Source organism: Schumannella sp. 10F1B-5-1 (genome assembly GCF_006517535.1).
Lineage (GTDB): Bacteria > Actinomycetota > Actinomycetes > Actinomycetales > Microbacteriaceae > Schumannella.
In genome coordinates, this window is sequence record NZ_VHQH01000040.1 from 237,251 (window position 1) to 262,768 (window position 25,518).

The 25,518-nt window shown below is 71.7% G+C and carries 25 protein-coding genes; 19 read left to right on the forward strand and 6 right to left on the reverse strand.

The genetic code is table 11. From position 1 onward, the window contains the following. The first annotated feature begins 11 nt into the window (after window positions 1-11). Both FJ658_RS14605 and FJ658_RS14610 read left to right on the forward strand, forming a co-directional pair. A complete protein-coding gene (locus FJ658_RS14605; protein WP_141146115.1) occupies window positions 12-1,346 on the forward strand; it encodes a UDP-glucose/GDP-mannose dehydrogenase family protein in 1,335 nt (444 codons plus the stop codon). A gap of 252 nt (window positions 1,347-1,598) precedes the next feature. Beyond that, window positions 1,599-3,896: a polyribonucleotide nucleotidyltransferase gene (locus FJ658_RS14610; protein ID WP_141146116.1), complete on the forward strand. Its 2,298-nt coding sequence runs from the start codon at window positions 1,599-1,601 to the stop codon at window positions 3,894-3,896. Between the two features lie 95 nt (window positions 3,897-3,991). Here FJ658_RS14610 and FJ658_RS14615 read toward each other — a convergent pair whose 3' ends face one another. Further along, a complete protein-coding gene (locus FJ658_RS14615) occupies window positions 3,992-4,519 on the reverse strand; it encodes a YbhB/YbcL family Raf kinase inhibitor-like protein (protein ID WP_141146117.1) in 528 nt (175 codons plus the stop codon). Between the two features lie 277 nt (window positions 4,520-4,796). On the opposite strand from FJ658_RS14615, the gene FJ658_RS14620 reads away from it, so the two are divergent. Next, a complete protein-coding gene (locus FJ658_RS14620) occupies window positions 4,797-5,861 on the forward strand; it encodes an aldo/keto reductase (protein WP_181408469.1) in 1,065 nt (354 codons plus the stop codon). Window positions 5,862-5,978: 117 nt separating this feature from the next. On the opposite strand, the gene FJ658_RS16195 is transcribed toward FJ658_RS14620, so the two are convergent. Beyond that, window positions 5,979-6,566: a TetR/AcrR family transcriptional regulator gene (locus FJ658_RS16195; RefSeq protein WP_181408470.1), complete on the reverse strand. Its 588-nt coding sequence runs from the start codon at window positions 6,564-6,566 to the stop codon at window positions 5,979-5,981. A 337-nt stretch (window positions 6,567-6,903) separates the two neighbouring features. On the opposite strand from FJ658_RS16195, the gene FJ658_RS14630 reads away from it, so the two are divergent. Together FJ658_RS14630 and FJ658_RS14635 are read left to right on the forward strand one after the other, a co-directional pair. Next, the gene (locus FJ658_RS14630) at window positions 6,904-8,280 is read left to right on the forward strand and encodes a pitrilysin family protein (RefSeq protein WP_141146119.1); all 1,377 of its coding nucleotides are present in this window, start codon (window positions 6,904-6,906) and stop codon (window positions 8,278-8,280) included. Between the two features lie 61 nt (window positions 8,281-8,341). After that, the gene (locus FJ658_RS14635; RefSeq protein WP_141146120.1) at window positions 8,342-8,944 is read left to right on the forward strand and encodes a histidine phosphatase family protein; all 603 of its coding nucleotides are present in this window, start codon (window positions 8,342-8,344) and stop codon (window positions 8,942-8,944) included. A gap of 4 nt (window positions 8,945-8,948) precedes the next feature. Here FJ658_RS14635 and FJ658_RS14640 read toward each other — a convergent pair whose 3' ends face one another. After that, window positions 8,949-9,440 carry a GNAT family N-acetyltransferase gene (locus FJ658_RS14640; RefSeq protein ID WP_141146121.1) on the reverse strand — a complete coding sequence of 164 codons (492 nt, stop codon included), beginning with the start codon at window positions 9,438-9,440 and terminating at the stop codon, window positions 8,949-8,951. Between the two features lie 71 nt (window positions 9,441-9,511). Here FJ658_RS14640 and dapB point away from each other — a divergent pair, with 71 nt between their 5' ends. Both dapB and FJ658_RS14650 read left to right on the forward strand, forming a co-directional pair. After that, on the forward strand, window positions 9,512-10,246 hold the full coding sequence (gene dapB, locus FJ658_RS14645) for a 4-hydroxy-tetrahydrodipicolinate reductase (protein WP_141146122.1): 735 nt from the start codon (window positions 9,512-9,514) through the stop codon (window positions 10,244-10,246). After that, window positions 10,239-10,802 carry a tetratricopeptide repeat protein gene (locus tag FJ658_RS14650; RefSeq protein ID WP_370454813.1) on the forward strand — a complete coding sequence of 188 codons (564 nt, stop codon included), beginning with the start codon at window positions 10,239-10,241 and terminating at the stop codon, window positions 10,800-10,802. Before dapB ends, FJ658_RS14650 begins: the two co-directional genes overlap by 8 nt. Window positions 10,803-10,838: 36 nt before the next feature. Here FJ658_RS14650 and FJ658_RS14655 read toward each other — a convergent pair whose 3' ends face one another. Next, window positions 10,839-11,741: a TIGR01777 family oxidoreductase gene (locus FJ658_RS14655; RefSeq protein ID WP_141146123.1), complete on the reverse strand. Its 903-nt coding sequence runs from the start codon at window positions 11,739-11,741 to the stop codon at window positions 10,839-10,841. An 8-nt stretch (window positions 11,742-11,749) separates the two neighbouring features. Next, the gene (locus FJ658_RS14660) at window positions 11,750-12,175 is read right to left on the reverse strand and encodes an OsmC family peroxiredoxin (RefSeq protein ID WP_141146124.1); all 426 of its coding nucleotides are present in this window, start codon (window positions 12,173-12,175) and stop codon (window positions 11,750-11,752) included. A 191-nt stretch (window positions 12,176-12,366) separates the two neighbouring features. On the opposite strand from FJ658_RS14660, the gene thyX reads away from it, so the two are divergent. Further along, window positions 12,367-13,080: an FAD-dependent thymidylate synthase gene (thyX, locus tag FJ658_RS14665; protein ID WP_255447760.1), complete on the forward strand. Its 714-nt coding sequence runs from the start codon at window positions 12,367-12,369 to the stop codon at window positions 13,078-13,080. Between the two features lie 104 nt (window positions 13,081-13,184). Here the strand turns inward: thyX and FJ658_RS16200 are convergent, their stop codons facing one another. After that, window positions 13,185-13,439, reverse strand: a complete 255-nt coding sequence (locus tag FJ658_RS16200; RefSeq protein ID WP_181408471.1) for a hypothetical protein — start codon at window positions 13,437-13,439, stop codon at window positions 13,185-13,187. A 345-nt stretch (window positions 13,440-13,784) separates the two neighbouring features. Between FJ658_RS16200 and FJ658_RS14675 the strand changes: the two genes are divergently transcribed. The 11 genes from FJ658_RS14675 to FJ658_RS14725 all read left to right on the forward strand — a co-directional run bounded on the left by FJ658_RS14675 (window position 13,785) and on the right by FJ658_RS14725 (window position 25,301). Further along, window positions 13,785-14,192, forward strand: coding sequence for an endonuclease domain-containing protein (locus tag FJ658_RS14675; RefSeq protein WP_181408472.1), 408 nt, complete (start codon window positions 13,785-13,787; stop codon window positions 14,190-14,192). 163 nt (window positions 14,193-14,355) lie between these two features. Beyond that, window positions 14,356-15,333, forward strand: coding sequence for a 4-hydroxy-tetrahydrodipicolinate synthase (gene dapA, locus FJ658_RS14680; protein ID WP_141146127.1), 978 nt, complete (start codon window positions 14,356-14,358; stop codon window positions 15,331-15,333). Window positions 15,334-15,371: 38 nt separating this feature from the next. Next, window positions 15,372-17,051, forward strand: a complete 1,680-nt coding sequence (locus FJ658_RS14685; RefSeq protein ID WP_141146128.1) for a ribonuclease J — start codon at window positions 15,372-15,374, stop codon at window positions 17,049-17,051. Between the two features lie 212 nt (window positions 17,052-17,263). Further along, window positions 17,264-18,241, forward strand: coding sequence for a hypothetical protein (locus tag FJ658_RS14690; RefSeq protein WP_141146129.1), 978 nt, complete (start codon window positions 17,264-17,266; stop codon window positions 18,239-18,241). Window positions 18,242-18,244: 3 nt separating this feature from the next. After that, window positions 18,245-19,063 (forward strand): ABC transporter ATP-binding protein, encoded by an 819-nt coding sequence (locus tag FJ658_RS14695; protein ID WP_141146130.1) that lies wholly within the window; start codon window positions 18,245-18,247, stop codon window positions 19,061-19,063. After that, the gene (locus FJ658_RS14700) at window positions 19,063-20,301 is read left to right on the forward strand and encodes an ABC transporter permease (RefSeq protein WP_141146131.1); all 1,239 of its coding nucleotides are present in this window, start codon (window positions 19,063-19,065) and stop codon (window positions 20,299-20,301) included. The genes FJ658_RS14695 and FJ658_RS14700 overlap by 1 nt, the downstream gene beginning before the upstream one ends. 90 nt (window positions 20,302-20,391) lie before the next feature. Then, on the forward strand, window positions 20,392-23,217 hold the full coding sequence (locus FJ658_RS14705) for a DNA translocase FtsK (protein WP_141146132.1): 2,826 nt from the start codon (window positions 20,392-20,394) through the stop codon (window positions 23,215-23,217). Window positions 23,218-23,306: 89 nt separating this feature from the next. Continuing rightward, window positions 23,307-23,969, forward strand: a complete 663-nt coding sequence (gene pgsA / locus FJ658_RS14710; RefSeq protein ID WP_141146198.1) for a CDP-diacylglycerol--glycerol-3-phosphate 3-phosphatidyltransferase — start codon at window positions 23,307-23,309, stop codon at window positions 23,967-23,969. Next, a complete protein-coding gene (locus FJ658_RS14715) occupies window positions 23,966-24,457 on the forward strand; it encodes a CinA family protein (protein ID WP_141146133.1) in 492 nt (163 codons plus the stop codon). The genes pgsA and FJ658_RS14715 overlap by 4 nt, the downstream gene beginning before the upstream one ends. Before the next feature lie 173 nt (window positions 24,458-24,630). Next, window positions 24,631-24,942, forward strand: a complete 312-nt coding sequence (locus FJ658_RS14720) for a helix-turn-helix domain-containing protein (protein ID WP_141146134.1) — start codon at window positions 24,631-24,633, stop codon at window positions 24,940-24,942. A 134-nt stretch (window positions 24,943-25,076) separates the two neighbouring features. After that, on the forward strand, window positions 25,077-25,301 hold the full coding sequence (locus FJ658_RS14725) for a DUF3046 domain-containing protein (RefSeq protein ID WP_181408473.1): 225 nt from the start codon (window positions 25,077-25,079) through the stop codon (window positions 25,299-25,301). The last annotated feature ends 217 nt before the right edge of the window (window positions 25,302-25,518 follow it).

Genomic DNA, 25,518 nt, shown 5'->3' on the forward strand with positions numbered 1-25,518 from the left:
AAGGAGCATCCATGCGCATCTCGGTCATCGGCTGCGGCTATCTCGGCGCGGTGCACGCCGCCGCCATGGCGTCGCAGGGTCACGACGTGATCGGCGTCGACGTCGATCCGGAGCGGATCGCCGCGCTGCGCGCCGGTCGCGTGCCCTTCCACGAGCCGGGTCTCGAGGCCCTGCTGGGCGAGGGGATGCGCGCCGGGCGTCTGCGCTTCAGCGCCGAGGTGGCCGACGCCGCCGACGCCGAGGTGCACTTCGTCGCGGTGAACACGCCGCAGCGTCTCGGCGGCGACGAGGCGGATCTCGGCTACGTCGAGGCGGCGCTGACCGCGCTGCGCCCGCACCTGGCGCCCGGAGCGCTCGTCGTCGGCAAGTCGACCGTGCCCGTCGGCACGGCACGACGCCTGGCCCCGCTTCTCGGCGGCCGCGCCGAGCTGGTCTGGAACCCGGAGTTCCTGCGCGAGGGCCACGCGGTCGACGACACCCTGCGTCCCGACCGCCTCGTCTACGGCGTCGGCGACGAGCCGGCCGCGGCCGAGCGCGCGACCGCCCTGCTCGACGCCGTCTACGCGCCCCAGCTCGCCGCCGGCGTCCCGCGCATCGTCGCCGACCGCGAGACCGCCGAGCTGGTCAAGGTCAGCGCGAACTCCTTCCTCGCCCTCAAGATCTCGTTCATCAACGCCGTCGCCGACGTGTGCGCGGCGACCGGCGCCGACGTCACCCTGCTGGCGGATGCGATCGGTCACGACGCGCGCATCGGCCGGCGCTTCCTGGGCGCCGGGCTCGGCTTCGGCGGCGGCTGCCTGCCCAAGGACATCCGGGCCTTCGGCGCCCGCGCGGCCGAGCTGGGCGAGGACTCGATCGGTTCGCTTCTTCGTGAGGCCGACCGCATCAACCTCGGCCGCCGCCACCGGGCCGTCGAGCTGCTGCGCACCGCGCTGGGTGGCGGGCTGCGCGGCCGTCGCATCGCGGTGCTGGGACTCGCCTTCAAGCCCGACTCCGACGACATCCGCGATTCGCCGGCGCTGTCGGTCGCGACCGAGCTCGCTCTGCTCGGCGCCGAGGTCGTGGCGCACGACCCGCACGCCGTCGCGAAGGTGCGCGTCGCGCGACCCGAGCTGCGCTGCGTCGATGCGGCCGTCGACGCGGTCGCGGGGGCGGATGCGGTGCTCGTGCTGACCGAGTGGCGCGAGTACCGCGACCTCGACCCGGCGGCGCTCGCCGCGGCGACGCCCGCGCGACTGATCCTGGATGCGCGCAACTGCCTCGACGCGACCGCCTGGCGTGCCGCGGGCTGGGACTACCGCGGCCTCGGCCGGCACGAGCACCCCGTCGACGCGCTCGTCGCCTGAGCCTCCCGGCCCGGGAAACCCTCACCTGCTACGCTTCCCGTGGCCACCGTCCGGTGGCCGCACAATCGGAGCAGACCGGCGCGAAGCTGGTCACCGGTGGTGGTCTTCCGAGCGTCTGAGGCTCGGAGCGCTTCTACTGTTGGCCAGAGCCACGCCCGGCCGTGACGCGCACTCCTGCGCGTGCCGGCGTTCTTCGCCCGCTCCTGCTCCTGAGGTATTCCGCGCGCATCGCGGAAAGCAAAGGAGAGACCCATGGAGGGTCCCGAGATCAAGTTCGCCGAGGCGGTGCTCGACAACGGCCGCTTCGGAAAGCGCACCGTGCGCTTCGAGACCGGACGCCTCGCGCAGCAGTCGCAGGGCGCGGTCGCCGCGTACCTCGACGAGGAGACGATGCTGCTGAGCGCCACGAGCGCCGGCAAGCACCCGCGCGAGGGCTTCGACTTCTTCCCCCTGACCGTCGACGTCGAGGAGCGCTCCTACGCCGCCGGCAAGATCCCCGGCTCGTTCTTCCGCCGCGAGGGCCGCCCCTCGACCGAGGCGATCCTCGTCTGCCGTCTGATCGACCGGCCGCTGCGCCCGTCGTTCGTCGACGGCCTGCGCAACGAGGTGCAGATCGTCATCACGGTGCTCAGCATCGCGCCCGACGAGTTCTACGACGCCCTCGCGATCAACGCCGCCTCGGCCTCGACCCAGATCTCGGGTCTGCCGTTCAGCGGCCCGATCGCCGGCATCCGCCTGGCCCTCATGCCGGGCTCGAACGGCGGCGACGACCAGTGGGTCGCGTTCCCGAAGCACTCGCAGCTCGCCGAGGCCGTCTTCGACCTGACCGTCGCCGGTCGTGTCGTCACCGCCGCCGACGGCACCGAGGACGTCGCGATCATGATGGTCGAGGCCGAGGCCACCGAGGGCAGCTGGGAGCTCATCCGCGCCGGCGCCACGAAGCCCGACGAGGCCGTCGTCGCCCAGGGCCTCGAGGCCGCCAAGCCGTTCCTCAAGCAGCTCGTCAAGGCCCAGGCCGAGCTCGCCGCGCAGTCGGCGAAGGAGATCCAGGAGTACCCGGTCTTCCTCGCCTACGACCAGGCCACCTACGACGTCGTCGCGGGCGAGGCCTACGACGAGCTCGTCGGCATCTACCAGATCGCCGACAAGCTCGAGCGCCAGAACGCCGACGACGCGCTCAAGGACCGCGTCAAGGCGACCGTCGCCGCCAAGGTCGAGGCGGGCGAGCTGCCGGCCGACGCCAACGGCCAGGTGAGCGCCGCCTACAAGTCGGTCACCAAGAAGATCGTGCGCGGCCGCATCCTGAAGGACGGCGTGCGCATCGACGGCCGCGGCCTGACCGACATCCGCGCGCTCGACGCCGAGGTGCAGGTCATCCCGCGCGTTCACGGCTCGGCGATCTTTCAGCGCGGCGAGACCCAGATCCTGGGCGTCACCACGCTGAACATGCTCAAGATGGAGCAGCAGATCGACTCGCTGTCGCCCGTCACCAAGAAGCGCTACCTGCACCACTACAACTTCCCGCCCTACTCGACCGGTGAGACCGGCCGCGTGGGCTCGCCGAAGCGTCGCGAGATCGGGCACGGCTTCCTCGCCGAGCGCGCCCTCGTGCCGGTGCTGCCGAGCCGCGAGGAGTTCCCCTACGCGATCCGTCAGGTCTCCGAGGCCCTGGGCTCGAACGGCTCGACCTCGATGGGCTCGGTCTGCGCCTCGACGCTGTCGCTGCTCAACGCGGGTGTGCCGCTGCGCGCCCCCGTCGCCGGCATCGCGATGGGCCTCGTCTCCGACGAGGTCGACGGCGAGACCCGCTACGCCGCGCTGACCGACATCCTGGGAGCCGAGGACGCCCTCGGCGACATGGACTTCAAGGTCGCCGGAACCAGCGAGTTCGTCACCGCGATCCAGCTCGACACCAAGCTCGACGGCATCCCGTCGTCGGTTCTGGATGGCGCGCTCAAGCAGGCCAAGGACGCGCGCACCGCGATCCTCTCGGTCATCAACCAGGCGATCGACGCCCCCGACGAGATGGCCCCGACCGCGCCCCGCGTGATCTCGGTCAACATCCCGGTGGACAAGATCGGCGAGCTGATCGGCCCCAAGGGCAAGACGATCAACGCGATCCAGGACGAGACCGGCGCCGACATCTCGATCGAGGAGGACGGCACCGTCTACATCGGCGCGGTCGACGGCCCCTCGGCCGAGGCGGCCCGCGCGCAGGTGCTCGCGATCGGCAACCCGCTGCAGCCCGAGATCGGCGAGCGCTACCTGGGCACGGTCGTCAAGATCGCCGCCTTCGGCGCCTTCGTCTCGCTGCTGCCCGGCAAGGACGGCCTGCTGCACATCAGCGAGGTGCGCAAGCTCGCCGGCGGCAAGCGCGTCGAGAACGTCGAGGACGTGCTCGGCGTGGGCCAGAAGATCCAGGTCGAGATCACCAAGATCGACGACCGCGGCAAGCTCTCGCTCGCCCCGGTGATCGAGGAGACCGAGGCTGCCGACACCGACAGCTCGGCCCAGTCGGCCGATGGCCCGGAGGCTCCGGCCGAGGGCTGATCTCCGGATCGCACACGAGAGGGCCCGGCTCCGCTTCGCGCGGGGCCGGGCCCTTCGTCGTGTCGGCGTGGGGCCGACGGTCCGTGGATGCGCGCCTACGGCGTCGACGTCACCCCGACGAGCTGCGCGCGCCCGAGCACGTGCCCGAGCATCGTGAAGCCGATCACCGCGGGGCTCGCGTCGGCGTCGACCTCGAGCGTCGGCACGTCGAGCGCCGTCAGAGTGAAGAAGTACCGGTGCTCGCCGTGGCCCGAGGGCGGGGCGGCGCCGAGGAAGCGCTGCAGCTTCACCTCGTTCGGGCCGGTGACGGCGCCCGCGGGCAGCAGCCCCGCATCCGGGTTCCCCGCGTCGGCGGGCAGCGACGTCGTCGAGGCCGGGATGTCGCGCACCGACCAGTGCCAGAAGCCGCTGCCGGTCGGGGCGTCGGGGTCGTAGCAGGTGAGCACGAAGCTCTGCGTGCCCTCGGGGGCGTCGCTCCAGGCGAGCGCGGGCGAGCGGTCGTCGCCGCCGGCGCCCATGATGCCCGAGCGGGCGCTCGTCGGCAGCGCGCCGCCGTGCTCCACGTCGGTGCTGGTCAGGTCGAAGGACGGGACCTCGGGCAGTCGCCAGTTCGGGTCGTTCATGCGCTCTCCTCGTCGTCGCGGGCGCCCGGCCGGGCGCTCCCGCGGTCAGGCTAGGGGTCCGGCCGGGGCGGGCGCCGCGCATCCACAGCACTGACAGTCAGACCTCAGATGTCGGGGAACGACGGGCGGCCCGACGGTCTCGGCCAGACGAAGATCGAGGATCGGTAACGATTCGCGCGGCGTTCGCGGGCGTGTCGCCGGCCGGCGCTAATGTGCATCGCAATCGGGCCCTGCGCATCCCGCGCTCGGCCCGGCTCGCGAGCCAGGGGAGAGGCGCATGAGCGACGGGTCGGAGCGCGCAGACGCCGCGCCGCGCCCGCCCGCCTCGACGCACTCGGCGACCGCGCTCTCCACGGGCGCGGTGCCCACCGTCCCCACCACGGCACAGACCGCCGCGATCGTCGGCGAGGGCGCCGCGCGCCGCCGTCGCGTCGGCATCTCCGATCTGCGCGTGTTCCCGGTCGCGCTCAGCGGCAACGTCTTCGGCTGGACCGCCGACGGTCCCGTCGTGAACGGCGTGCTCGACGCCTACCGGCTGCAGGGCGGCAACTTCCTCGACACGGCCGACTCCTACGCCGCCGGCCGCAGCGAGACCATGATCGGGCAGTGGATGCGCGACCGCGGCGTGCGCGACGAGATGGTGCTGGCGACCAAAGTGGGCAAGAGCGCCGAGCATCCGGGGCTGTCGGGGCGGACGATCGTGCGCGCCGTCGAGGCGTCGCTGCAGCGGCTGCAGACCGACCGCATCGACCTGCTCTACCTGCACATCGACGACCCCGAGGTCGAGTTCGACGAGACCCTGCTCGCGGTCGACGACCTGATCCGGGCCGGCAAGGTGCGCTGGTTCGGCGGATCCGACCACACGGGCGAGCGCCTGTTCCTCGCGCGCGTCGCCTGCGCTCACCTCGGAGTCGCGCCCATGATCGCGGTGCAGAACCAGTACAGCCTGCTGTTCCGGCGCGAGTTCGAGCGCGACATCGCGCCGGTCGCCGCGCAACAGGGGCTCGCGATGATGCCGCGGTTCCCGCTCGCCGGCGGCGCGCTGAGCGGCAAGTACCGCAGCCGCCGCGAACTGCCCGAGGGCTCGCGCGGCCGCAGCCTGGCGCAGCTGTTCTCGCGCAGCGCCGCGCGGGTCGTCAACACCCTGCGCGACATCGGTCGCGAGCGGGATGCGGCGCCCGCGACGGTCGCGCTGGCCTGGCTGCTCTCGAAGCCGCTCGTGACGGCACCCGTCGTCTCGGCGAGCTCGCCCGAGCAGGTGTTCGACCTGACGCAGGCCGCGACGCTACAGCTGACCCGTCAGCAGGTGGAGCGGCTCGACCGCGCCAGCGAGGGCTTCTAGCCGACCGCATCCCGGAGCCGCATCCGCGTCAGCTCCGCCGAGCGGCGCGGGAGGTCACCGCACCGGCGGGCTGTGACTTCACCTCATCCGCCGGTGCGGGAGTCGAGGTGCGCCGTCTCAGGCGGTGGCCGCCAGCGTGCGGTCGAGGCTGCGCTGCAGGGCGCTCTTCGCGGCGATCGCGTCGCCCGAGAACGCTCCGCTGAGCGCGCCGTCGCGAGCCAGCACGAGGTCGTCGGCGGCCTCGCCGGCCATCGGGTGGCCGAGCTCGCGCAGCGCGTCGTCGATTCGCTCGGCCAGCAGCTCGCGGTGCTCGCGCACGATCGCGCGGGCGGGGTGGCCGGTCTCGGGGAACTCGGCGGCGGCGTTCGTGAAGGGGTCGCCGCGGAAGCCCTCGGCCTCGATGTCGGTGATCGCGAGCTCCACGACGGCGCGCACGACGCCCTCGGGGCTGCCGGCGGCGCGATCGTCGATGCGCCCGTTCTCGAGCTCGTGGCGGTAGCCGAGGTAGTCGAGGATCAGGCGGTCCTTCGAGCCGTAGTGCTTGTAGAAGGTCGCCTTCGTCACCTTCGACTCGCCGATGAGGCGGTCGATTCCGACGTTGCGGATGCCCTCGGAGGTGAACAGCGCATCCGCGGTCTGCAGGATGCGCAGCTTCGCCGGGGCGATGGGCCGGGTGCTCGAGGTGAGCGGCGAGGTGATCGGCACGGGCTGTCCTTCTGACGGGCCGCGGTTCCGGCCACTTCCTGATCCTGGGCGCGTCACGATCGCCTCCGGGGGAGACGATCGCGACCATGCGGGGGCGACGGAGCGGTTCCCGTCCGGCCGATCGGGACTGGCGTGGTGCTCCGGGTCGAGGGGACGACCCCGGCTCGCCTCGGCCGGTGCGACGGGCCGCTCCGCCGGTCCGCGTGATGAGCATAAGCGATGCGGACAGACAGACGAGTCTGTCTGTCCGCAATTCCTGGTCCCCAATTCGGGGGACGGGTCGACCGTGCTCGCCCCGAGGTCGGGCGTCGGACGGGTGACGTAGGCTCGCAGGGCCATGAACAGAGCTGTCCGTCTCCCGCTCGATCTGCCCGAGCTCGATGTGGCCGCCGCCGGCGGCTCCCGCGTGCGTCGCACCGTGCTGCCCAGCGGCGTGCGCATCCTCAGCGAGAGCGTGCCGGGCGCGCAGAGCGCCACCGTCGGCTTCTGGGTCGCGGTCGGCTCGCGCGACGAGACCGAGGGCGGCTTCGGTTCCACCCACTTCCTCGAGCATCTGCTGTTCAAGGGCACGGCCGAGCGCAGCGCCCTCGACATCGCGGTCGCCTTCGACGCGGTCGGCGGCGAGAACAACGCCCTCACCGCGAAAGAGCACACCTGCTACTACGCCAAGGTGCGCGACCTCGACCTCGAGATGGCCGTCGGCGTGCTCGCCGACATGGTCACCTCGAGCGTGATCGACGCCGAGGAGTTCGAGAGCGAACGCGGCGTCATCCTCGAAGAGCTGGCGATGGCCGACGACGACCCGGGCGACGTGGCCGGCGAGCGCTTCGTCGAGGCCGTGCTCGGCGCGCATCCGCTGGGCCGCCCCATCGGCGGCAGCCCCGACTCGATCCGCGCCGTCGGCCGGGATGCGGTGCTGCAGCACTACCGTTGCCACTACTCGCCGAGCGAGCTCGTCATCACCGTCGCGGGCGCCGTCGACCACGTCGCCCTCGTCGGCTGGGTGGAGCAGGGCCTGCGCGCCGCCGGCTGGGACCTCGACGCCGCCGCCGCCCCGGCCGCGCGCCGTGCCGACGGCCTCGCGAGCATCCAGCGCGGCTCCGGCCTCGTGGTCGTCGACCGCCCGCTCGAGCAGGTCAACGTCTACGTCGGCACGACCGGCATCAACGCGGCCGACGACCGTCGCAGCGAGCTCGGCGTGCTCAACGCGGTGCTCGGCGGCGGGATGTCGTCGCGGCTCTTCCAGGAGATCCGCGAGAAGCGCGGCCTCGCCTACTCGGTCTACTCCTACGCCTCGGCCTACTCGGATGCGGGCGTCTTCGGTCTCTACGCCGGCTGCGCGCCGCGCAACGCGCCCGAGGTCGTCGACCTCATGCTCGGCCAACTGCGCGCGATCGCCCACGACGGCGTGACGGCCGAGGAGCTGCGGCGCGCCCGCGGCCAGATGGCCGGCGGCGCCGCCCTCGCGCTCGAGGACAGCGACACCCGCATGAGCCGTCTCGGCCGCAGCGAGCTCGGCACGGGGGAGTTCGTCGACCTCGACGAGAGCCTGCGCCGCCTCGACGAGGTCGAGCTCGACGACGTGCGCGCCCTCGCGGCCGAGCTGGCCGATCGCCCGCTGAGCCTCGCCGCGGTGGGCGCCGTATCCGCCGCCGACTTCACCGGCATCGACGGGATCGACGGCGGGGGAGAGCCCGCCGAGTCCGCCGCCTGAGCCGCCCCTCAGCCGTCTGACCCCAGCCGCCCGACCGACCACCGCATCCAGGAGCCCCGAGTTGTCCCGCTTCCTCTACCTCGTGCGCCACGGCGAGCAGCGCGACGCCGAATTCGGTCTGCCCGACGGCCCGCTGAGCCCGCGCGGCGTGCGCCAGGCGCGCGCGATCGCCGAGCGCCTCGGCGGCGTGCCCTTCGACGCCGCCTTCACCTCGCCGCTGCAGCGTGCGCAGGAGACCGCTCAGATCATGACCGAGCGGCTGCCCTCGCTCGAGGCCGAGCCGTCGACGCTGCTGATGGACTGCATCCCCTCGGGCCCCTCGCCCGATATGCCGCACGCCTTCGAGGCCTTCTTCCGCAGTGTGACCCCCGAGGAGATCGACGCCGGCGAGGCGCAGATGTCCGACGCCCTCGCCGAGTGGATGACCCCCTCGCGTGAAGACCGGCATGAGCTGCTGATCACTCACAACTTCGTCATCGCCGCCTTCGTCGCGCACGCCTTCGGGGCGGCCGCCTGGCGATGGATGGGCGTGAACCAGGCGAACTGCGGGCTCACGATCATCCGGGTGCGCTCGGCGAAGCCGCCCGTGCTGCTGACCCATAACGACCTCGGCCACCTGCCGGCCGAGCTGCGCACGGGCCTGCCGGTCGACCAGCCCTACTGAGTCGCTAGTCGGCGGCGGGCGCGGTGACCGGCTTCGCGTACCAGGTCGTCGCGTTGGGGTTGTCGTTGTAGGGCTCGATCGTGACGTAGCCCGAGCTGCGGTAGAGGCCGCCGGCCGCCTCGAGGCTGTCGTTCGTGTCGAGCACGAGTTCGGCGGCGCCGGCCTCGACGGCGCGGCGCTCGAGCTCCTCGAGCAGACGACGCCCCAGGCGCTGCCCGCGCGCCGCCGGCCGCACGTAGAGGTGCTTGATCTCCCACCGCGCGCCGAGGGGTCCGTCGTCGATGCGACGCACCCCGCCGCATCCCAGCAGCCCGAGCTCGTCGTCGTCGGCGAGCAGGAAGATGCCGCGGTCGCCCGTGAACGCCGCCGGGTCGGGCAGCTTCACCCGGTAGACGCCCTGGTTCGTGGGAAAACTGAGCTCGCGGCTCGAGAAGTACTCGGTGAGCAGCTCGTTCGCCTCGGGGGAGTCGACGGGCACGGTTCGGAAGGCGATCACTTCCCCAGGCTAGGCGCGGGGGCGGCTCGCGCGCGCCGGATCGAGCAGTCCACCGCGGATAGGCTGGCGGCATGAGCGCAGCAGTCGCCGTCGTCGGCGCCACGGGCAGGATGGGGCGGCTCGCGATCGAGCTGATCGAGCGCAGCGACGACTTCGAGGTCGCCGCCGCGCTGTCGTCGAAGGACTCGCTGGATGCGCTGGCCGACGCCGATCTCGTGCTCGACGTGACCGTGCCCGTCGTCTCGCCCACGATCGTCGACGCGGCGCTGACCGCGGGCAAGCCGGTGCTCGTCGGCACCTCGGGCTGGAACGCGGAGCGGCTCGCATCGCTCGGCCGCCGCCTCGCCGACCTGCCCGACCTCGGCGTCATCGTCGTGCCGAACTTCTCGATCGGCTCGGTGCTCGCCACGCGCTTCGCCACGATCGCCGGCCGCTTCTTCGACTCGGTCGAGATCATCGAGGCGCACGCCTCCTCGAAGATCGACTCGCCCTCGGGCACCGCGACCCGCACGGCCGAGCTGATCACGGCCGCCCGCGCCGAGCTCGGTCCGGTCGCCGCCCCGCACGCCGATCAGCGCGCCCGCGGGCAGCAGGTGGCGAGCATCCCGGTGCACAGCATGCGCATGAACGGCATCGTCGCCCAGCAGGAGGTCGTGTTCGGCGGCGACGGCGAGGTGCTGCGGCTGACCCACCAGACGATCTCGCCCAGCTCCTACGAGGCGGGGATCCTGGCGGCGCTGCGCGCGCTGCCCGCCGCCCGCGGACTCACGGTCGGACTCGACGCGGTTCTGGGCCTGGATGCCTGAGTCGGGCGACGACCGCACCGCGCCCGAACCCGAGCCCGCTTCGCCGGCGGAGTCACTCACGGCATCCGAGCCGTCGACCGCGGCCTCGGCAGGCAGCGCACCGCGGCGCCCCGGAGCCCTGCTGCGCGCCCGTGTCGCCGCGATCGTCATGGCGGCGCTGCTGCTGCTCTACCTGGTGTTCGCGATCGGCTACGCCGTGCTGCTCATCTCGATCGCGCAGCCCATCACGATCGCGCTCGGCGTCGCCCTGATCGTGCTGCCGCTGCTCGGCATCTGGGCGCTCGCGGCCGAGCTGCTGTTCGCCGTGCGCGCCGACCGGCTCGCGGCGCGGCTCGAGACCGAGGGCGGCATGCCGTCGGAGCCGCTGCCGGTCCTCGCGAGCGGACGCGTCGACCCCGACGCCGCCGATGCCGTGTTCCCGCGCTACCGCGAGGCCGTCGAGCAGGCGCCCGATGACTGGCGCGCGTGGTTCCGGCTCGGGCTGGTCTACGACGCGAGCGGCGACCGCCGTCGCGCGCGCTGGGCGACGCGGCAGGCCATCCGCTTCTCGCGCTGAGCGCGCGCCGTCGGCCCGCGTACCGGAGTCCGGCGCCTACGCGTCCCCGCGCACGACCGCCGCGACAGCGTCGTCGATCTCGCTGTCACGCCAGCGGAAGCCGTCGGCGCGCAGCCGCGTCGGCACGACCTCCATGCTGTCGAGCAGCAGACGCTGCCCGGCCTCGCCGAGCATCCGCACCGCGAACTCCGGCGCGGGCAGCGCGCGCGGGCGGTGCAGCTGCTGCGCGTAGACGCGCGTGACCCGGTCGCTCGTCGCCGGCGTCGGGCCGACCAGGTTGACGGGGCCCTCGATGTCGGAGCCGAGCAGGTGGATGATCGCCGCGACCTCGTCGTGCAGCGAGATCCACGGCCAGAACTGCCCGCCCGAGCCGAAGCGCGTGCCGAGGCCGAACTGCGTCAGCTGGCGCACCGGACCGAATCCGCCACCGTGCGCGACGACGACGCCCGAGCGGATCGTGACGACGCGCGTGCGGTCGGGGGCGCCGTGCGCGGCGGCCTCCCAGTCCTTCACGAGCTCGGGCAGGAATCCCGATCCCGGCGTCGAGTCCTCGGTCAGCCGCTCGCCCGGACGATCGCCGTAGAAGCCGACCGCCGAGGCGTTGATGAGCGTCAACGGCCCGCGACCGGCCGCGGCGAGGGCCTCGGCGATCGTGCGGGTCGCCGCGAGCCGCGAGTCGCGCAGCTCGCGGCGGTAGGCGGGCGTCCACGGGATGCGGCCGATCGAGGCGCCCGAGAGGTTGACCACCGCATCGACCCCGTCGAGGGCGGCGGCGTCGAGACGTCCGGCGGCGGGATCCCACTCCCGCTCCTCCGAGTTGCGGGCCGGGCGCCGCACGAGCTGCAGCGCCTCGTCGCCGGCGGCGCGCAGCGCTCGGGTGAGCTCCGAGCCGACGAGGCCGGACGCCCCGGAGATCAGGACACGACGTGAGGCGGGCATCCGGAACCTCAGGCCAGGCTGGCTTCGAGCGTGATCGGGATGCCGGCGAGCGCCTGCGACACCGGGCAGTTCCTCTTGGCGTCCTCCGCGGCGGCGGCGAAGTCGGCCTCGGTGATGCCCGGGATCTTCGCGCTGACCAGCAGGTGGCTGCCGCTGATGCCCTCGCCGGGAACGAAGGTGACGGCGGCCGTCACCTGCAGGCTCTCCGGCGGGGTGCCGGCCTCGCCGAGCGCGTGCGACAGCGCCATCGAGAAGCAGGCCGAGTGCGCCGCGCCGAGCAGCTCCTCGGGGTTCGTCTTGCCGGCGACGCCCTCGGCACGGGCGGCCCAGGTGACGGGGAACTCCGCCGCATCCGAGCTGTCGAGGCTCGTGGTGCCGCTGCCGCCGGCCAGATCGCCGAACCAGAGCGTCGTCGCCTCGCTGGTCACTGCCATGGGGTCCTCCTCGATGCGGAGCTCGCGCGAGCTCGGGGGATGCCGCGGTCGGCGCCGTCGGCCGAGGTCGGCCGGGGTGCGCCTCACCCTACGCGGGTGCACCGACCGTTAGGGTGATGGCCGTGTCCGACGCTTCCGCCCCCGCCTCGTCCGCCGCCGCATCCACCCCCTCGACGACCGCGCCGGAGCCGGTGTTCCGCTCCGACATCGCCGTCGAGCTGGTGCGCTCGAGCGCCGCCGACTCCGACGTGCTGTTCGCCGCCCGCGTCTCGACGCAGGGCGAGAAGACCCTGGATGCGGCCGCAGCCGGAACCGAGGCCACCGACCGCGACCGAGGCCTCATCAACTACCTGATGCGCGACCGCCACGGCTCGCCCTTCGAGCACAACTCGCTCACCTTCTACGTGCAGGCGCCGATCTTCGTGTTCCGCGAGTTCATGCGCCACCGCATCGCGTCCTACAACGAGGAGAGCGGTCGCTACCGCGAGCTGCGCCCCGTCTTCTACGTGCCCGCGCCCGAGCGCCGCCTCGTGCAGGTCGGCAAGCCCGGCGCCTACGTCTTCGAAGAGGGCACGCCCGAGCAGCACGAGCTCGTCGTCGCCGAGAGCCGCGGCGTCGCCACGGCCGCCTACGAGAGCTACCAGCGGATGCTCGCCGCCGGCGTCGCCCGTGAGGTCGCCCGCGCCGTGCTGCCGCTGTCGATCTACTCGTCGATGTACGTGACGGTGAATGCGCGATCGCTCATGAACTTCCTGTCGCTGCGCACGAAGCGCGAGGACTCGCACTTCCCCTCCTTCCCGCAGCGCGAGATCGAGATGGCGGCCGAGAAGATGGAGGAGCTGTGGAAGCCCCTCATGCCGCTCACCCACGCCGCGTTCGAGGCCAACGGCCGCGTCGCCCCCTGATCCCCGGCGTCCGCTCCTCGCGCCCGGCTCCCCGCATCCCGACCTGACCGTCTCAAGGAGTTGCTGTAACTCATGTGGCTGACGTTGCTCAACAGCCTCACGAGTTACAGCAACTCCTTGAGACGGTTCAGGCGAGTGGATGCTGAGCAGCGCGAGCGGGCTTCCTCCACAACCGAGACGCTGAACGGGTTGTCCCCGGACGAGGCTCTGCCGCGTCGCGTCGTCCGAGCACCCGCCAGATTCGGACCGTGGACCGAATCCGTCGCGAGATCGCCCGGCGAGGCGGCCTGATCTCCACCGCAGAGCTTCACGCCGCGGGGCTGACGCGTCTCCAGATCCGCGAACTTGTTCTCGGTCATGAGCTCACGCACGTCCGCAAGGGCTGGTACTCCGCCTCGGAAACGCCCGCCCCGCTCGTCCGGGCTGCGCGCGTGGGCGGCCGGCTGACCTGCCTCTCTGCCGCAGCGCATCGGGGGCTCTGGGTTCCGGAACCACCGCCGGTGCTGCACGTCGGAGTCTCGACCGGCGCCGCTCAGCTGCGATCCCCACGCGATGCGACGCGACGCCTCACCCCCGGTGAGGCCGTCATCCACTGGTCGACTGAATCCACGCTGCGGACGGCATCCGGAAGTCGCCTGCTCGCGGGACGAGTGCAGATGCTGGTCGATGTCGCGCGGTGTCAGACACCCGAAGTCGCGCTGGTCGTGGTCGAATCAGCCCTCGAGAAGAAGGTGCTGCGACAGCGCGAGCTCGATCAGTTGACTCGTCACCTGCCCGATCACCTCCGGGCGCTGCTCTCGAGAGCGACTCCGCTCGCCGGCAGCGGCACCGAGACGCTGTTCGTCCGTCGGGCATCGAGGCTCGGCATCCGCATCCGTCAGCAGGTCTGGGTCGGTCCCGATCGGGTGGATGCGGTGCTCGGCGACCGGCTCGTCGTCGAGATCGACAGCCGCGAGTTCCACGAGCGGGAACGTGACGCCGATCGGGATGCCCGTCTCATCGCGGCCGGCTACCGCATCCTGCGCTTCACCTACCGTCAGGTCATGCACGACTGGGCATCCGTCGAGGCCGCGCTCCGGTCGGCGCTCGGTCGCGGCGACCACCGGATCTGACTGAGATGCCCCGCCACGCCTCTGCTCGCGTGCGGCCGAACCGTCTCAAGGAGTTGCTGTAACTCGTGAGGCTGACGAGCAACACCGGCCCCACGAGTTACAGCAACTCCTTGAGACGGTTCACCGCGCGGGCGCGCACGCCCCGCTCCGCTAGCCTGGACTCGTGTCGACTTCTGAGAACCCGTTCGGTCAGGTCCTCGTCGCGCTGGTGACCCCGTTCACCGCCGACGGCGAAGTGGACTGGAACGACGTCGAGAAGCACATCGACCGCTGCATCCAGGATGGCGCCGACGGCATCGTCGTGACCGGCACCACCGGCGAGACCAGCACCCTGACGGACCCGGAGAAGATCAAGCTCGTCGAGGTCGCGAAGAGCGTCAGCGGCGGTCGCGCCAAGATCATCACGGGCGGCGGCTCGAACGAGACCGCGCACGCGATCGAGCTCTACAAGGCCAGCGAGAAGGCCGGCGCCGATGGGCTGATGATCGTCACGCCGTACTACAACAAGCCCACGCAGGCCGGCATCCTGACCCACTTCCGCATGGTCGCCGGCGCGACCGACCTGCCGGTGATCCTCTACGACATCCCGGGTCGCACGGGCGTGCCGATCAAGTACGAGACCATCGTGCGCATCGCGAAGCACCCCAACGTGCGCGCCATCAAGGATGCGAAGGGCGACTTCAGCGAGGTCAGCCGCGTGCTGAACCAGACCGACCTGATGTACTTCTCCGGCGACGACGCGAACGTGCTGCCGCACCTGGCGATCGGCGCCACCGGACTCATCGGCGTCACCGCGAACATCGCCTCGGCGCCGTACCGCACGATCATCGACGCCGTGAACGCGAGCGACCTCGCCACCGCGACGGCCGCCCACCAGGCTCTCGAGCCCCTCGTGCGCGCCGTCATGACCCACGTGCCCGGCACGGTCGCGGCGAAGTACATCCTGCACGGCCTCGGCCGCATCTCCAGCCCGCGCGTGCGCCTGCCGCTCGTGGGGCCGGAGGAGTGGGAGGCCGCGCAGATCGAAGACGAGCTCGCCCTCGTCGGCGCCATCGACGGCGTCGACTTCACCAACTTCCGGCCCGACCGCAACGCCGCCGCCGGCGGCGCGCTGCCCAAGGTCGCCGGCACCACGCGCTGAAACCGGCCGGGCGCTCCGGCCACGAACACAAGGACAGAATGCCCGCCACCGACGTCTACGATCCCGCCCCGCTGAAGCCGGGCACCCTGCGAGTCATCCCGATCGGCGGTCTCGGCGAGATCGGCCGCAACATGACGGCCTACGAGTTCGACGGCAAGATCCTCATCGTCGACTGCGGCGTGCTCTTCCCCGAAGAGCACCAGCCCGGAGTCGACCTGATCCTGCCCGACTTCGCGCCGATCCGTGATCGACTCGACGACATCGTCGCGGTCGTGCTCACGCACGGCCATGAGGACCACATCGGCGCCGTGCCGTACCTGCTGCGCCTGCGCGCCGACATCCCCCTGGTCGGCTCGAACCTGACGCTGGCGCTCGTCGAGGCGAAGCTCAAAGAGCACCGCATCAAGCCCTACACGCACGTCGTGCACGAGGGCCAGATCGAGAAGCTGGGTCCGTTCGAGACGGAGTTCGTGGCGGTCAACCACTCGATCCCGGATGCGCTGGCGGTCGCCATCCGCACCCCCGCGGGTCTCGTGCTGCACACGGGCGACTTCAAGATGGACCAGCTGCCGCTGGACGAGCGCATCACCGACCTGCGCGCCTTCGCGCGGCTCGGCGAGGAGGGCGTGGACCTCTTCCTGCCTGATTCGACGAACGCCGATGTGCCCGGGTTCACCCCGCTCGAGCGCGACATCGGCCCGGTGATCGAGAGCGTGATCGCCAAGGCGAAGCGCCGCGTGATCGTGGCGAGCTTCTCCAGCCACGTGCACCGGGTGCAGCAGGTTCTGGATGCGGCGGCCAAGAACAACCGCAAGGTCGCCCTGATCGGCCGGTCGATGGTGCGCAACATGGGCATCGCGGCCGACCTCGGCTACCTGCGCATGCCCGACGACATCCTCATCGACGCCAAGAAGGCGATGAAGCTGCCCGACGATCAGGTCGTGTTCATGAGCACGGGGTCGCAGGGCGAGCCGATGGCGGTGCTGGCGCGCATGGCGAACCTCGATCACCAGATCGAGATCGGCGAGGGCGACACCGTCATCCTCGCGTCGAGCCTGATCCCGGGCAACGAGAACGCCGTCTACCGCGTGATCAACGGACTCACCAAGCTCGGCGCGAAGGTCGTGCACAAGGGCAACGCCAAGGTGCACGTGTCGGGTCACGCGGCCGCCGGCGAGCTGCTCTACTGCTACAACATCCTGCAGCCGCGCAACGTGCTGCCGGTGCACGGCGAGGCGCGTCACCTGACGGCGTCGGCCGCGCTCGCGGTCGAGACGGGTGTGCCCGAGCTGAACACCTTCATCGGCGAGAACGGCATCGTTCTCGACCTGAAGGACGGCCTGGCGAACGTGGTCGGCCAGCTCGACCTGGGCTATGTCTACGTCGACGGCTCGACCGTCGGCGAGATCACCGACGCCGACCTGAAGGACCGCCGCATCCTCGCCGAGGAGGGGTTCATCTCGATCTTCGTCGCGATCGACAAGCAGACCGGCCGTGTCATCGTGGGGCCTGAGATCCAGTCGCGCGGCTTCGCGGAGGACGAGAACGTCTTCGACGACGTGAAGCCGAAGATCATCGCCGCGCTCACCGAGGCCGCGCAGAACGGCACCCGCGACCAGCACGGCTTCAGCCAGGTCGTGCGGCGCACGGTCGGCCGCTGGGTCAACACGCAGCACCGTCGTCGGCCCATGATCGTGCCGGTCGTCATCGAGGCCTGAGGCCCCGCGACGCCGCGGTCGCGCTTCCCGGATTCTCGGGAGCGAGCGCGGAACGCGCCCGACGCCCGGTCCACCGCCTCCCGCCGGCGTGGACCGGGCGTTCTCGCTCTCGGGGAGGAGCGACACGCGCGTCATCTCGTCCTGTCGGATGATCTTCTGCGCACAGCCCCCGCATAGGGTGAACGGAGCATTCGTCACACCCCGGAGGTCCCATGGGCATCGCACGGAAATGGGTCTTCCCGATCCTCCGACTCCTCGTCTTCGCGATCATCGCGGTCGCGCTCGTCAAGCTCGCCTTCATCGACGGGCTCTCCGACGACGGCGGCGACTCCGCGCAGCCGACGGGCCAGATCGTCGATCCGACTGTCGCTGTCGCCCGCGGCACGATCACCAACGAGGTCAAGCTGGATGCGACGGTCTCCGCCGATCCGGCCGTTCCGGTCAAGGCGACGCTCGCCGGCGAGATCACGAAGGTCTCGGCGGCGGTCGGGGCGCAGGTCGCGGCCGACACCCCGGTCGCGGTGATCCGCTCGGAGACCGTCACGCCCGACGGCCAGCCCGTGCGCAAGACCGTCACGGTGACGGCCGGCGCGGCCGGAGCGCTGTCGGCGCTGCCGATCATCGTCGGCCAGCAGGTGCAGGTCGGGGATGCGATCGGCCAGGTCGCGCCGCCGACCTTCTCGGTCAGCGGCAGCCTCGCCGCGAGCGACCAGTACCGTCTGCTCAACCGCCCGAGTGAGGCGACCGTGACGATCACGAACGGCCCCGCCCCGTTCACCTGCACGAACCTGACGATCACGACGCCGCTGAACGGCGCCGGCGCGTCGACCGCGTCGAGCGCATCCGGTGCCGATGGCGACGGCTCCGCATCCACGGCCACGACGACCGTGCGGTGCGCGGTGCCGGCCGGCGTGACGGTGTTCACCGGACTCGCGGCGAAGCTCGTGATCGCCGGCGGCGTCGCGTCCGACGTGCTGACGGTTCCCGCCACCGCGGTGCAGGGCTCCGCGGGCAGCGGCGTCGTCTACGTGCCCGACCCGAAGGGCGGCGACCCCGTCGAGAAGCCGGTCAAGCTGGGCCTGAGCGACGGCAAGAAGGTCGAGATCACCGAGGGCCTGGCGGAGGGCGACGAGATCCTCGAGTTCGTGCCCGGCGCGCCGGCCGCGCCCGCCGACGGCGCGCAGGGCTGAGCTGTGACGCTGCTGCGTCTCGAGCAGGTCACTCGCACGGTCGAACTGCCCGACGCCGAGCCCCTGCACATCCTGCGCGGCGTCGACCTCGAGGTCGAGGTCGGCGACCACGTGAGCATCGTCGGCCGCTCGGGCTCGGGCAAGTCGACCCTGCTCAACCTGCTCGGCCTGCTCGATGAGCCGACCTCCGGCCGCCTCGTGTTCGACGACGTGCCGCTCGAGCGCATGCGCTCGGGTCAGCGCGACCGCCGCCGCGGCCGCGACGTGGGCTTCATCTTCCAGCAGTTCAACCTGCTGCCCGGCCGGTCCGCGATCGAGAACGTCGTGACCCCGCTGCTCTACGCGCCGCCGGCGCAGTTCTGGCGTCGCCGGCGTCTCGCCGCCGACATGCTCGACCGGGTCGGGCTCGGCGGCCGACTGGATGCGCTGCCCACCCAGCTCTCGGGCGGCGAGCAGCAGCGCGTGGCGATCGCCCGCGCTCTCGTCCGCGGTCCGCGGCTGATCCTCGCCGACGAGCCGACCGGCGCCCTCGACGTGGAGACCGGGGAGCGCGTCATGGCGCTGCTCGACCAGGTCGCCGAGGACTCCGGCGCGGCGCTCATCACGATCACCCACGATCGCAACGTCGCCGCGCTCGCGCGCCGGCACTACCGGCTGGATGCGGGAGTGCTGACCCCGACGGACGCCGACGTGGCGGTCGGCGCGACAGTGCCGGTCGGCACCTCGGCCGCAGCGGCTCCGTCGCCGGTCGCGCCCGCGTGGCCCGCCGCATCCTCGCCGCCGGTCGCGATGCCGTCGGCGTTCCCGGGGGAGAGGCTCTGATGCGCTTCATCACCTCGATCGCCGCCGCCCTCGTCGAGGCGTGGGGCGAGCTGCGCGTCAGCCGTCTGCGCGTGATGCTGAGCCTGATCGGCGTCGCCGTCGCCGTCGCGGCGCTCACGGCGGTGACCGCGCTGGGTGCGGTCGCCGAGCAGTCCCAGCGTGAGCAGCAGGAGCGCTACCAGGGCCGCCCGGCGCTGCTCACCTTCATGCCGAGCGATTCGACGGGCATGAAGAGCCCCGACCCGTCGCTCACCACGACGGCGTTCCAGGACGCCGCCGATCGCTACGGCATCGACTGGACCAGCCGGGTGCTGCAGGATTCCGGCTCGGTCGAGCTGCCGCGCGGCGTCACCGAGATGCCGATCATGGCCGTCGACCCCGACTACGGCACGATGCACCGCATTGCCGTGCGCGAGGGCCGCTGGTTCGACGCCGACGACGCCGACCGCTTCGCGCCGGCGGTGATCGTGAGCACCGACCTCTGGAAGGAGCTCGGCTCGCCCGACCTGCGCACGCATCCGCATTTCGAGCTCAGCGGGACCTCCCCGTCGACCGCCGTCGTGATCGGCGTCACCGGCGAGACGTGCGACGGCCAGTGCCTGTCGATGACGATGCTCTACGACGACTTCGTGAAGACCGGATTCACCCGCATCGACGACGGGCCGGGCGCCTACATCCCGCAGCCCAGCTACGAGGCCTGGGTGCCGCCGTCGACGGCGAAGAAGCTCATGCCGCGCATCGCCTCGGCGATGTCGCTCGCCCTCGGCGACGGCTGGCAGATCAACCCGAGCCGCATGGACTACGCGGCGCAGCTGGGCGGATACGACCCCTACCTGCCGCTCAAGCTCGCGGTCGGCGGCATCGCCGGTCTGGTGCTGCTGCTCGGCGCGCTCGGACTCGTCAACATCTCGCTCGTCACGGTGCGCTACCGGGTGCGCGAGATCGGCATCCGGCGCAGCTTCGGCGCCACAGCCGGGCGCGTGTTCTTCGGCGTGATGATGGAGAGCGTGGTCGCGACGGTCGTCGCGGGGCTGATCGGCGTCGCCATCGCGGTGGCCGTGCTCAAGAACCCGACCGTGATCGGCTTCATCACCTCGAGCGTGCAGGACGTTCCGCCCTTCCCGATCTCCGCCGCCCTGATCGGGCTCGGGTCGTCGGCCGCGGTCGGCGCGCTCGCCGGGCTCGTGCCGGCGCTCGTGGCCGTGCGGGTCAAGCCGATCGACGCGATCCGCCTGTGATCGTGGATGCGCGGCGCACGCCGAATGCCGAACGGCGCGTCCCCGCCGCGCCTCCCTGGCCGCGTCGGTGCTCGCGGCTACCGTGACCCCATGGCCACCAGCACCCGGTCGGGTTCCCGCGCGCGCTCCGGCGCGAAGAGCGGCTCGGGCGCGCGCGGAACCTCGCGCACCCAGGCGGTGACGAAGAAGCTCCCCGCGACGAAGGCCGCCGCGAAGCAGGCTCCCGAGCAGGGGCTGCTGTCCCGCGCCTGGCTCGGCCTCGCGCACATCGCGGGCGGCGCCGCGCGCCTCTTCGGCAAGGAGGGCCTGGAGAAGGAGGAGCGCCGCGACGGCGTCCCGTTCCTGCTCCTGCTGCTCGCGATCGCGGGCGCTGCGGTCGAGTGGTTCCTGCAGCGCAACGAGATCGCGCAGGCGATCGAGGTCTGGACCTTCGGCGGGCTCTTCGGCCGCGTCGCGTTCGCCCTGCCCGTCATCATGCTGCTGTTCGCCGTCTGGCTGTTCCGGCATCCGTCGAGCGTGCACGACAACACCCGCATCGGCATCGGCCTGGTGCTCTTCCTCATCAGCGTGAGCGGCATCTGCCACCTGGTCGGCGGCCTCCCGCAACCGGCCGAGGGGATGCCCGTGCTCGCGACCGGCGGCGGCGTCATCGGCTGGGTGATCGCCCAGCCGCTCGCCTCGCTCGGGTCGCCCTGGTATTCGGCGCCCGTCGTCGGGTTCCTGCTCGTGATCTCGCTGTTCATCATGACCAAGACGCCGCCGAACCGCATCGGCCGCCGTCTGCGCGAGCTCTACGCCTGGCTGTTCGGCGAGGCGCTGCCCGAGAAGGAGAAGTCGGCGAAGGGCGACGGCGCCGACGCGGCGGGCGGCGCGAGCGGAACCGGCGAGTTCGGCGTGTTCTCCGACCTCGGGCTCGACATGGAGGACGAGACCTCGATGCCGTGGTGGCGTCGCGGCAAGAAGAAAGATGTCGACGCCTTCGACACCCCGGTCGTGGATGCGGCGCAGGGCGACGAGCCCGCCGCGCCCGCGGGTGCGGGCTTCGGCGCCGGCGGAACGGCCGCGACCGACGTCATCGAGCCGACGCCGACCTCGCACGACGGCGGCATCGACCTCGACCTGCTCGACGAGCTCGCGCGCGCCGAAGAGGCCGTGCAGCGCTTCACGGGCGAGGTCCCCGCGACCGCCGTCGGCATCCGCGACGACGCCGACACGGGCGAGCAGCCCGAGGTCGCGGCGCGTCCCCCGCGAGGCCCGATCGCGCCGAAGCGCCCCTACCGTCTTCCCCCGCCCGCCGCGCTGTCGGCCGGCACGCCGCCGAAGGCGCGCACGGCGGCGAACGACGAGATCATCGCGGCCATCACGAGCGTGCTCGGGCAGTTCCAGGTGGATGCGAAGGTCACCGGATTCACGCGCGGTCCCTCGGTCACGCGCTACGAGATCGAGCTCGGCCACGGGGTGAAGGTCGAGCGCGTCACGGCGCTCGCCAAGAACCTGGCCTACGCGGTCGCCTCGAACGAGGTCAGCATCCTGTCGCCGATCCCGGGCAAGAGCGCGATCGGCGTCGAGATCCCGAACCGCGACCGCGAGATCGTGTCGCTCGGCGATGTGCTGCGTTCGGGCAACGCGGTCAAGAACTCGCACCCCATGTCGATCGGCCTGGGCAAAGACGTCGAGGGCGGCTTCGTCGTCGCCAACCTGGCGAAGATGCCGCACATCCTCGTGGCCGGCGCGACCGGCTCAGGAAAGTCGAGCTTCATCAACTCGATGATCACCTCGCTGCTCATGCGCGCGAAGCCGGCCGAGGTGCGCCTCGTGCTGATCGACCCGAAGCGCGTCGAGCTGTCGATCTACCAGGGCGTGCCGCACCTCATCACGCCCATCATCACGAACCCCAAGAAGGCCGCCGAGGCGCTGCAGTGGGTCGTGAAGGAGATGGACATGCGCTACGACGACCTCGCGTCGTTCGGGTTCCGCCATGTCGACGACTTCAACCGCGCGATCCTCGCCAACGAGATCCAGCTCCCGCCGGGCAGCGAACGCGTGCTGCAGCCCTATCCCTATCTGCTCGTCGTCGTCGACGAGCTCGCCGACCTCATGATGGTCGCGCCGCGCGACGTCGAGGACTCGATCGTGCGCATCACCCAGCTGGCGCGGGCGTCGGGCATCCACCTCGTGCTGGCCACGCAGCGCCCGTCGGTCGACGTCGTCACTGGTCTCATCAAGGCCAACGTTCCGTCGCGTCTCGCCTTCGCGGTGTCGAGCATGACCGACTCGCGCGTCATCCTCGACCAGCCCGGCGCCGACAAGCTCATCGGCCAGGGCGACGGGCTCTTCCTGCCGATGGGCGCCGGCAAGCCGGTGCGCGTGCAGGGCGCCTGGGTGCAGGAGTCGGAGATCGCGCAGGTCGTCGACTTCGTCAAGAAGCAGGCCCAGCCCGACTACCGCGAGGATGTCGCCGCCGTGGTCGAGAAGCGCGAGATCGACGCCGACATCGGCGACGACCTCGAGCTGCTGCTGGCCGCCGCGGAGCAGATCATCAGCACCCAGTTCGGCTCGACCTCGATGCTGCAGCGCAAGCTGCGCGTCGGCTTCGCCAAGGCCGGCCGCCTCATGGACCTGCTCGAGTCGCGCGAGATCGTCGGCCCGTCCGAGGGATCGAAGGCCCGCGACGTGCTCGTCACGCCCGACCAGCTTCCCGAGGTGCTCGCGCGACTGCGCGGCGAGCCGGCGCCCGGCTCGGGTTCGGGTGGCTCTGCTGCCGCGTCGGCGCCGTCGCGTCCGGGTGGCGGAGCGACCGGCGGCAGCGCTGCCGGGGATCCCCTGGACGACCCCGTGGCCGCGATGACGAGTGGCTATCCTGAGGTCGACGGCGACTCGGACGAGGATGCCTGGAATCTGACCGGCAGGGGGTAGGCGTGGCTCTCTCCTCCTCCCCGCAGGGCGGTTCGCCCACGGGCGGCTCGGCCGGCGGTCCCGGTTCCTCCGCACCCCGCACGAACCCGATGCGCGGTCGCGTCGCCTCGCACGGCGACACCCAGGCCAGCCTCGGCAACGTGGCGAACATCGTCACGGTCGTGCGCATCCTGCTCGCCCCGGTCTTCATCTGGCTGCTGCTCGCCGACGGCGGCGACGACGGCGTGCTGCGCTGGGTCGCCGCGGCTCTGTTCCTCGTCGCGATCCTCACCGACTCGGTCGACGGCTTCCTCGCCCGGCGTCAGAACCTCGTCACCGACTTCGGCAAGCTGGTCGATCCGATCGCCGACAAGATCCTGGTCGGCGGCGCGCTGGTCGGCCTCTCGATCCTGCTCGAGCTGCCGTGGTGGGTCACGATCGTGATCCTCGTGCGCGAGTTCGGCATCACGGTGTTCCGCTTCATCGCGCTGCGCGACCGGGTGATCGCTGCCTCTATCTGGGGCAAGATCAAGACCGTCGTGCAGGCGGTGGCCGTGTCGTTCGCGCTCGTGCCGCTGTGGTCGCTCTTGGGCGATTGGATGCACTGGGTCAACACCGGGCTGATGACGCTGGCCGTGCTGCTCACGGTCGGCAGCGGCATCGAGTACCTGGTCGAGGCCGCGCGCGTCGGCCGCGCCGCCAAGCCCGCCGGACCCGCCTCGACGGGCGACGCGGCGTCGGGCGCCGACGCGGGCACCGAGCCGCGCGCGTGACCCGTCCGGTCGCCGAGCTCGGCGCCGAGCTGATCTCCCGCGGCCTCACGACCGCCGTCGCCGAATCGCTCACGGGCGGCCTCGTGGTCGCCGAGCTGGTCACGGTGCCCGGCATCTCGGCCGTGCTGCACGGGGGAGCGGTCGCCTACGCGACGCCGCTCAAGCGCGACATCGTCGGCGTGGATGCGCGGCTGCTCGAGCGGCACGGAGCCGTGCATCCCGAGGTCGCCGCCCAGCTCGCACAGCGCGTGCGGAGCGCGCTGGCGGTCGACGGCCGAGCCGCGCGCCTCGGGATCGGCACCACCGGCGTCGCCGGGCCCGATCCGCAGGACGGCCGTGCGGTCGGCTCGGTCTTCGTCGCGGTCGCTCTCGACGAGCGCGTCGAGGTGCGCGAGCTCCTGCTGGCCGGCGACCGCGCACGCATCCGCGCCGACGCCGTCGCGGCGGCTCTCGACCTGCTCGACGAGGTGCTCGAGAGCTCGCGCTGACCCGGCGGAGCGCATCCCGCCCCCGCACTGGGGTCTGGGGAATGAGCGCCGTTTCGATCACGTTACATGTGACGGTCTCACACGGCTTTGACAGCCCGGGCTGGTTAGAGTTCTCGCATCGAGAGCGCTATCTTGGGCCTCCCGGTGAGGCGAGACAGTGAAGGAGGATCACCATGGTTCTGGTTCGACAGGAAATCGGCGATGTCCTCCGTGACGTGCGACTGCAGAAGGCCATGACCCTGCGTCAGGTCGCGAGCAAGGCCAGTGTGGCCCTCGGCTACCTCAGCGAGGTGGAGCGGGGCCAGAAGGAGGCCAGCTCCGAGATCCTCGCCTCGGTGGCGGAGGCGCTCGACACCCCGATCTCGGCCATCATGCGCGAGGTCGGCGACCGTCTGGCGGTTCTCGAGGGCGTGACCCCGGTCGTGCCCGACACGCTGCCCGACGAGCTGGTCGCCGAGTTCGACGCGGGATTCGCGGTCCGCTGACCCGGATCCGCGCGAGCGGACACACGAGACATCACGAAGCCCCGGCCGGATCGGCCGGGGCTTCGTCGTGTCGTGGGGGCGTGCGCGGCATCGCGGGGCGGCGCCGGTCGGCGGTGCGGGCTAGCGTGGTGGGGATGAAGGTCAGCGAGTTCCAGCGCGCCGTCGCCGACGAGTTCGGCGAGGGCTTCGGGCGCGTGCTGATCGACGACTCCCAGCTGGTCGAGCTCGGCGACCGCACCCCGCGCGCCGCGTTGGCCGCCGGCGTCCCCGCGCGCGATGTGTGGCTCGCGCTGTGCCGGGCCCGGGACGTGCCGCGCGAGCGCTGGCACGGTGTCGGTCTTCCCGACCCGCGCGACTGAGCCGCTCCGGCGTGCCGGACATCCGGTACCTCCGGCGACGCCGGCGACTCGGCGTTCGAACGCCGCGACACGCCGACGCCGGATCACTCGAACATCTGTTCGCTTCTCGGTAGCATTCCTCCACAGCCTCTTTCGAAGACGAGTTGTGCTGGTTCCGCCCGTCGATCCCTCGGGATGTCGGTGGGCGGGCCTAGCGTCGACCACGTCGAAGTCAGAC